The 7,522-nt window shown below is 69.1% G+C and carries 7 protein-coding genes; 4 read left to right on the top strand and 3 right to left on the bottom strand.

What is annotated here, in order from left to right:
* Positions 1-45: 45 nt before the first annotated feature.
* Positions 46-885 carry a hypothetical protein gene (locus tag ACE3TQ_RS14150; protein WP_374582906.1) on the bottom strand — a complete coding sequence of 280 codons (840 nt, stop codon included), beginning with the start codon at positions 883-885 and terminating at the stop codon, positions 46-48.
* Positions 878-2,218 (bottom strand): amino acid permease, encoded by a 1,341-nt coding sequence (locus ACE3TQ_RS14145; RefSeq protein WP_374582905.1) that lies wholly within the window; start codon positions 2,216-2,218, stop codon positions 878-880. The genes ACE3TQ_RS14150 and ACE3TQ_RS14145 overlap by 8 nt, the downstream gene beginning before the upstream one ends.
* 137 nt (positions 2,219-2,355) lie before the next feature.
* On the opposite strand from ACE3TQ_RS14145, the gene ACE3TQ_RS14140 reads away from it, so the two are divergent.
* Genes ACE3TQ_RS14140 through ACE3TQ_RS14125 form a run of 4 tightly spaced genes read left to right on the top strand, consistent with a single transcriptional unit; the run spans position 2,356 to position 6,779 of the window.
* Positions 2,356-3,720, top strand: a complete 1,365-nt coding sequence (locus ACE3TQ_RS14140; RefSeq protein WP_374582904.1) for an MBL fold metallo-hydrolase RNA specificity domain-containing protein — start codon at positions 2,356-2,358, stop codon at positions 3,718-3,720.
* An 8-nt stretch (positions 3,721-3,728) separates the two neighbouring features.
* A complete protein-coding gene (locus tag ACE3TQ_RS14135; protein WP_374582903.1) occupies positions 3,729-4,688 on the top strand; it encodes a diguanylate cyclase domain-containing protein in 960 nt (319 codons plus the stop codon).
* Positions 4,689-4,698: 10 nt separating this feature from the next.
* Positions 4,699-6,198, top strand: a complete 1,500-nt coding sequence (locus ACE3TQ_RS14130; RefSeq protein ID WP_374582902.1) for a thymidine phosphorylase family protein — start codon at positions 4,699-4,701, stop codon at positions 6,196-6,198.
* The gene (locus tag ACE3TQ_RS14125; RefSeq protein ID WP_374582901.1) at positions 6,195-6,779 is read left to right on the top strand and encodes an NAD(P)H-dependent oxidoreductase; all 585 of its coding nucleotides are present in this window, start codon (positions 6,195-6,197) and stop codon (positions 6,777-6,779) included. Before ACE3TQ_RS14130 ends, ACE3TQ_RS14125 begins: the two co-directional genes overlap by 4 nt.
* On the opposite strand, the gene ACE3TQ_RS14120 is transcribed toward ACE3TQ_RS14125, so the two are convergent.
* Positions 6,776-7,516, bottom strand: a complete 741-nt coding sequence (locus ACE3TQ_RS14120; protein ID WP_374582900.1) for a substrate-binding periplasmic protein — start codon at positions 7,514-7,516, stop codon at positions 6,776-6,778. The genes ACE3TQ_RS14125 and ACE3TQ_RS14120 overlap by 4 nt on opposite strands.
* Positions 7,517-7,522: the final 6 nt, after the last annotated feature.

The raw sequence follows: 7,522 nt of genomic DNA, 5'->3' as shown, positions 1-7,522 counted from the left end.
GCCACAGCCGTAGGCGCAGCCTACGGCTGTGGCCGTGTCCGATTGTCAGACCTGACCCCGAATTTTTTCAGCCAGCGGGTGGATGACGTCGTTGTCGATCCAGTAGGCGGTGTGGGACAGCGGGTTCCAGCTCTTGGTCATGAAGTCGAGCAGGCTTTGGCCGGCGTTGATGGGGCGGTCTTCCACCAGCGTCTCGTAGCCGCCTTCCAGCGGCTGCAGCGGCCAGCCGAGGGCGTCGTCCGGGTCGTACAGGTTGAGCCAGCTGAAGCCGGGGTTGGGCCGGGTAATCGGTTTGACGTGCATGCGCTGGTGCGCGGCGACGAAGACGGGGATGTTGCAGCCGGTGGTGATGAAGGCGCGCACCGTGCCGCATTGCAGGAAGGTGCGCTGGGCCGGCGTCAGGCTGTCGCCCAGGCGGCCGGGCTTCCAGATGCCGGCCGTGACCTGGCCGCCGCCGGCGCGTTTCTGGGCGTCGTAGATGAAGCTGGACATGACCTGGCAGCCCAGCGAGTGGGCCAGCAGCACGATCGGGGTGGCGGGGCCGTGGCTGGCGTGGATGGCGAGCAGGGCGCGTGCGATTTCGGTCTGCGCCTGCTCGTAGACGGAGTCGTCGTCTTCCTTGCGGTTTTCCAGGCCGGCGGCGTCGGCAAAGCCGAACAGGATGAACTTGCGCAGCTGCTCGTAGCGCACCGTGGCGCGCGTGTGCACGCGGCGCCAGACATCCTGCTCGTTGGGCTTGAGCAGGTGCTGGTAATAGACGCTGTGCACGTCGAGGCCGGCATAGTCGGCGCCCATGTGCTGGCGCAGCGCGCGTTTCATGCCGTCGGCATAGTCGAGCGGCTGCTCGCCCATGCCGTGGATGGTCAGCAGTACGGCTTTAGCCATGCGCCGGGGCGCCGCGGAAGCGGTAGCCGATGAACAAGACCAGCAGCCAGACCGGGATCAGGTAGACCGACAGGCGCAGGCCTTCCGTCAGGTACATGATGACCAGGATGCCGGCCAGGAAGGCCAGGCACAGGTAGTTGGTGAATGGGTAGCCCCAGCTCTTGAAGCCGGTCTCTTTGCCTTCGGCGCGCTTCTGGGCGCGGAAGCGAAGGTGGATCCAGCTGATCATGCCCCAGTTGATCACCAGCGAGGAAACCACCAGGCCCATCAGCAGGCCGAATACCTGGCCCGGCATGAAGTAGTTCAGCAGCACGCAGCTGCCGGTGGCCAGGGCCGACACGCCGAGGGCGACCAGGGGCACGCCGCGCTGGTTGACCGCCAGCAGGGCCTTCGGTGCATTGCCCTGCTGCGCCATGCCGTACAGCATGCGGCTGTTCGAGTAGACGCCGCTGTTATATACGGACAGGGCGGCCGTCAGCACCACCACGTTCAGGGCGTGCGCGACGAACTTGGCGTCCAGCGCGTGGAAGATCATGACGAACGGGCTGCCGCCGTCGGCCACCTTTTGCCACGGGTAGAGCGAGAGCAGTACGCCCAGCGCGCCGACATAGAAGATCAGGATGCGGTAGATGGCTTGGTTGGTGGCCTTGGGGATGGTCTCGGACGGGTTGTCGGCTTCGGCGGCGGTAATGCCGATCAGTTCCAGGCCGCCGTAGGAGAACATGATGACGGCCATGGCCATCACCAGCCCGCTGGCGCCGTTGGGGAAGAAGCCGCCGTGCTGCCACAGGTTGGCCACGCTCGCTTCCGGCCCGGCATTGCCGGAGGCCAGCAGGTAAACGCCGAACACGATCATGCCGACCACCGCCACCACTTTGATGATGGCGAACCAGAATTCCATTTCGCCGAAGGCGCGCACATTGGCCAGGCTGATGGCGTTGATGGCGAGGAAGAAGGCGAGGGCGCTGACCCAGTGCGGCAGGTCGGGCAGCCAGAATTCCATGTATTTGCTGACGGCGGTCAGCTCGGCCATGCTGACCAGCACATACAGCACCCAGTAGTTCCAGCCCGACATGAAGCCGGCCATGTGGCCGCAGTATTTGTTGGCGAAGTAGCTGAAGGAGCCTGCCACCGGTTCATCCACCACCATCTCGCCCAGCTGGCGCATGATGAGGAAGGCGATGAAGCCGGCCACCGCATAGCCCAGCAGCACGGACGGGCCGGCCATCTTGATGGTTTGCGCTATGCCCAGGAATAGGCCGGTACCAATGGCGCCGCCCAGCGCGATCAGCTGGATATGGCGGCTTTTCAGGCCCCGTTTCAGTTCTGTCATGTATGGCGTCCTGCTCAGGTTGTAATCAAAGGCCCTGATTCTACACGTTGTTGTGATTAGTGCATTGACGCATTTTGACTACGGACTCCTTGATCTGGATCAAACATTTTGCGCGGCCGCTTGGATATGCTGCAAATATGCTCACGTTAAAGTTCCTCGGCGCCACTGGCACCGTTACCGGGTCCAAATACCTGCTGCGCCACGGCGACCAGCAGGTGCTGGTCGACTGTGGCCTGTTCCAGGGCTACAAGCAGCTGCGCCTGCGCAACTGGGATGCCTTCCCGGTGCTGCCGGCGGCCATCCGCAGCGTGGTGCTGACGCATGCGCACCTGGACCACAGCGGCTTCTTGCCGGTGCTGGTCAGCGCCGGCTTCCGCGGCAAGGTGTACTGCACCGAGGCCACGCGCGACCTGTGCCACATCCTGCTGCCCGACAGCGGCCGCCTGCTGGAGGAGGAGGCGCTGTATGCCAACCGCCACAACTACTCCAAGCACAAGCCGGCCTTGCCCTTGTATTCCGAGGCCGATGCGCTGCGCGCGCTGGAACACCTGGTGGCGGTGCCGGTCGGCCACGAGTTCGCACTTGCGCCGGGCATGACGGCGCGCCTGCAGCTGGCCGGCCATATCCTGGGCGCGGCGTCGGTCTCGCTTGAGTGCGAGGGGCGGCGCATCCTGTTCTCCGGCGACGTCGGGCGGCCCAACGACCCGATCATGCGGCCGCCGACGGCGCTGGGCGCGTTCGACTACCTGGTGGTGGAGTCGACCTACGGCGACCGCTGCCACGAGGCGTCCGACCCGCGCGCGCGCCTGGCCGACATCATCAGCAAGACGGCGGCGCGCGGCGGCGTGACGGTGATACCGTCCTTTGCCGTGGGCCGGGCGCAGGAACTGCTGCACGAAATCGGCCAGCTGAAGCGCGCCGGCGCCATCCCGGCCGCCTTGCCGGTTTACCTGAACAGCCCGATGGCGGTGGACGCGACGCGCCTGTATATGAAGCACCACGGCCAGCACCGGCTCGACGAGCAGGCCTGCCGCGCGCTGGGGCATGTGGCGCACATCGTCAACAGCGTGGAGGAGTCGATGGCGCTGAACCGGCGCCAGACGCCGATGGTGATCATCGCCGCCAGCGGCATGGCGACCGGCGGCCGCGTGCTGCACCACCTGAAGGCCTTTGCCGGCGATGCGCGCAACACCATCCTGTTCGCCGGCTTCCAGGCGGCCGGCACGCGCGGCGCGCGCCTGCTGGCGGGCGAGACCTCGGTCAAGATCCATGGCGAGTATTATCCGGTGCGGGCGCGCATCGAGATGATCGGCAACCTGTCGGCGCACGCCGACGCTGACGAGATCATGGACTGGCTGGCACGGGCGCCGGCCGCGCCGCGCCAGTGTTTCGTCACGCACGGCGAGCCGGCGGCGGCCGACGCGCTGCGGCGCCGTATCGGCGAACGGCTGCAATGGCCGTGCCGCGTCCCCGAGTATCTGGAAGAAGTGGTACTGGATTAGGGGATGCCGTGCCCGGCCCGCTACAACGTTCGCTGCACCGCCTGGCGCGGCTGCTGCGCCGGCAGCGGCGCGAGGCCAGGGCGCGCCAGCGCCTGATGGCCAGCGTGTTCGAGGCCACGGCGGAGGGCATCCTGATCGTCGGGCGCGACATGCGCATCGTGGAGGCCAACCGCGCCTTTCTGGCAATGAGCGGCTATGCGCGCCGCGAGCTGCTGGGCCAGCACCCGCGCATCATGCAGTCCGGGCGGCAGGATGCGGAATTCTACAGAGCGATGTGGGGCCGCCTGCTGGCCAGCGGCCAGTGGGATGGCAAGATCTGGGACAAGCGGCGCGACGGCAGCCTGTTCGCGGCGCATGTCTCGCTCAGCGCGGTGCGCGGCGACGACGGCGAGGTGCTGCACTACCTGGGCTTGTTTACCGACATCACCGAGGAGTGCCTGCGCCAGGAAGCGGTGGAGCAGCTGGCCTTCATCGACCCGCTGACCCGCCTGCCGAACCGGCGCCTGATGCGCGACCGCCTGCTGCAGGCGCTGGCGTTTGCCGCGCGCGGCGGCGCGCTGGTGGCGGTGTGCATGATCGACCTGGACGGCTTCAAGGCGGTCAACGACACGCTGGGGCATGCGGCGGGCGATGCGGTGCTGGTGGAGGTGGCGGGGCGCCTGCAGCAGGTGGTGCGCGCCAACGATACGGTGGCGCGCCTGGGCGGCGACGAGTTCGTGCTGCTGCTGACGGGCCTGGGCGCGGTGGCGGAAGCGGAGGAAGTCATCGAGCGCGCGCTGCACGCGGTGCGCGCGCCGATCGTGCTGGAGGGCGGCGCCGTGGCGCGCGTCTCGGCCAGCATCGGCCTGGCGCTGTATCCGGACGACGCGCTGCTGCCGGAGGAACTGTTAAGGCGCAGCGACGCCGCCATGTATGCGGCCAAGCGGCAGGGGCGCGATTGCTGTCGCCGCGCGCCGGAGTTGCAATGAAGGAGAGGAAATGGCTTATGTATTGAAGGCGCGCCGCCTGGGCATCGATACTTACCAGCAGCCGGTGGCCTACCTGCGGCGCGACGGCGCGGTGTGCAAGGCGGAAGGCTTCGCGGCGCAGTCGCGCCTCGAGCTGCAGTGCGGGTCGCAGGTGGTGGCGGCCACGCTGAACGTGGTCGACGGCGCGCTGCTCGAGGGGCAGGAGGTTGGCCTGTCGGAAGCAGCCTGGGAGGCCCTGGGGGCTGGCAGCGGTGCGCCGGTGACGGTGCGCCATGCCGCGCCGCTGGCCTCGTTCGCGGCGGTGCGCGGCAAGATCCACGGCCGCCCACTGGACGACGCGGCGGCGCAGTGCATCGTGGCCGATATCGCCGGCGGGCGCTATCCCGACATCCACCTGGCCAGCTTCATCACGGCCTGCTCCGGCAACCGGCTCGACCTGGCCGAAACCATCGCCCTGACGCGCGCCATGGCGGCGGCCGGGCAGCGCATGGCGTGGCCGGCGCCGGTGGTGGTGGACAAGCACTGCGTGGGCGGCTTGCCGGGCAACCGCACCACGTTGCTGGTGGTGCCGATCGTGGCGGCCTGCGGCATGACCATGCCCAAGACCTCCTCGCGCGCGATCACCTCGCCGGCCGGCACCGCCGACACCATGGAGACGCTGGCGCCGGTGGCGATCGGCATCGACGGCATGCGGCGCGTGGTCGAGCGGGAGGGCGGCTGCATCGTGTGGGGCGGCAGCGTGACCCTGAGCCCGGCCGACGATGTGCTGATCCGCGTCGAGCGCCCGCTGGAACTCGACAGCGACGGCCTGCTGGTGGCGTCCGTGCTGTCGAAAAAGCTGGCGGCCGGCGCCAGCCATGTGCTGATCGACATCCCGGTCGGTCGCACGGCCAAGGTGCGTTCCGAGCAGGCGGCAACCCAGCTGGCGGCGCGCCTGGAAGCGGCCGGGCGGGCGCTCGGGCTGGCGGTGCGCTGCGTGGTGAGCGACGGCAGCCAGCCGGTCGGCGTGGGCATCGGCCCGGCGCTGGAAGCGCTGGACGTGCTGGCGGTGCTGCAGAACGGCGCCGGCGCGCCGCAGGACCTGCGCCAGCGCGCGCTGGCGCTGGCGGGCGCGGTGCTGGAACTGGGCGGGCGCGCGGCGCCGGGCGCCGGACTGGCGCTGGCGACGCAGGTGCTCGACTCCGGCGCGGCCTGGGCCAAGTTCCAGGCCATCTGCGCGGCGCAGGGCGGCCTGCGCGAGCCGCCGCGCGCGCCCTGTTCGCACGTGCTGGAGGCGCGCCATGCCGGGCGCGTGGTGGCGGTCGACAACCGCAGGCTGGCCACCCTGGCCAAGCTGGCCGGGGCGCCGCACGCGGCGGCGGCCGGCGTGCGCTTCTTCGCGCCGCTGGGCAGCCGGCTGGAAGTAGGGCAGCCGGTGCTGTCGATCCACGCCGATGCGCCGGGCGAGCTGGCCTATGCGCTGGAGTACGCCGAGGCGCAGAGCAACCTGGTGACGGTGGAGGACGTATGAGCCGCATCCTGCTGATCCAGGGCCACCCCGACCCGGCCGGCGGGCACCTCTGCCATGCGCTGGCCGAGGCCTACCAGGCGGGCGCGCAGGCGGCGGGGCATACGGCGCAGCTGGTGACGCCGGCCTTGCTGGAGTTTCCCTGGCTGGCCAACAGCCGCGAATGGGAGGAGGGCGCGCTGCCGCCCGCGCTGGCGCCGGCGCAGCAGGCCATCGGCCAGGCGCAGCACATCGTCATCCTTTACCCGCTCTGGCTGGGCGATATGCCGGCCCGGCTCAAGGCCTTCCTGGAGCAGGTGGCGCGGCCCGGCTTCGCGCTGGCGCGCCAGGCGAAAAACCCGCTGCATGCGGGCCTGCTGGCCGGGCGCAGCGCGCGCGTGGTGGTGACGATGGGCATGCCGGCGCTGTTCTACCGCTGGTACTACGGCGCCCACAGCCTGAAGTCGCTGGAGCGCAACATCCTTAACTTTGTCGGCATTGCGCCGGTGCGCAGCACGCTGGTGGGCGGCGCCGGGCAGATGGCGGCGGCCGAGGTGGCGGCCTGGCGCCAGCGCATGCAGGTGCTGGGGGCGAAGGGGATCTAGCGGCTGCGCGCGGTCACGCTGGCGATGGCGCGGTTCAGGCGCTCCATCGTTTCGGGGGGCACGTCGCGGCTGCAGACGAAGTAGCGTTTCAGGCCGGGCGGCATGTCGGCGAATTCGGTCAGCAGCAGCGACTGCAGTTCCGGGTGCTTCTGGCGCAGGTAGCCCCAGTCTTCGCGGTCGACGAACAGGTAGTCGGCGCGGCCGGCCGCCAGCATGCGGAACATGGCCGAGGTTTCCACAGTGCGCCGCATGACGCGGTTCTGGCTGGCGGCGATCATCGGGTCCAGCTCGGGGCCGTAGGAGACGCCGTCGATCACGGCCAGGGTCAGCCCCTTATCGGCCAGCAGCGATTTCAGGCTGGGATGGGCGCGCACGCGCGCCACGGCGGACGGCACGGCCAGCACGGCGTGCGGCTGGTCGGTGTGCACGGCGATGCTGTACTGCGCCACCGCCTCGCGTTCGGGCAGGCGGTACCAGCTGATGGAGCAGTAGTTCTTCGCGCCGTGCGCGAAGTTGGCCCAGATGCGCTTTTGCGGCTCGCTGACGAATTGCGCCGGCATGCCGGCCGCCGCAAAGACCTGCTTTGCGCGTTCCAGCATGAAGCCCTTGGCGACCCCGTCTTCGTAGTAGTAATAGGGCGGCTTCTCGCGCCAGGCGACAGTCAGCGGCGGCGCCGCCAATACGGCCGCCGCGCTGCCGGCGGCCAGCAAACCAATGAAATATTTCTGCCACATCATGCAATT

Origin of the sequence: Pseudoduganella sp., from assembly GCF_041914865.1 — a bacterium.
Lineage (GTDB): Bacteria > Pseudomonadota > Gammaproteobacteria > Burkholderiales > Burkholderiaceae_D > Rugamonas.
The sequence above is the reverse complement of the archived record's forward strand: the minus strand, read 5'-3'. Positions and strand labels throughout refer to the sequence as shown.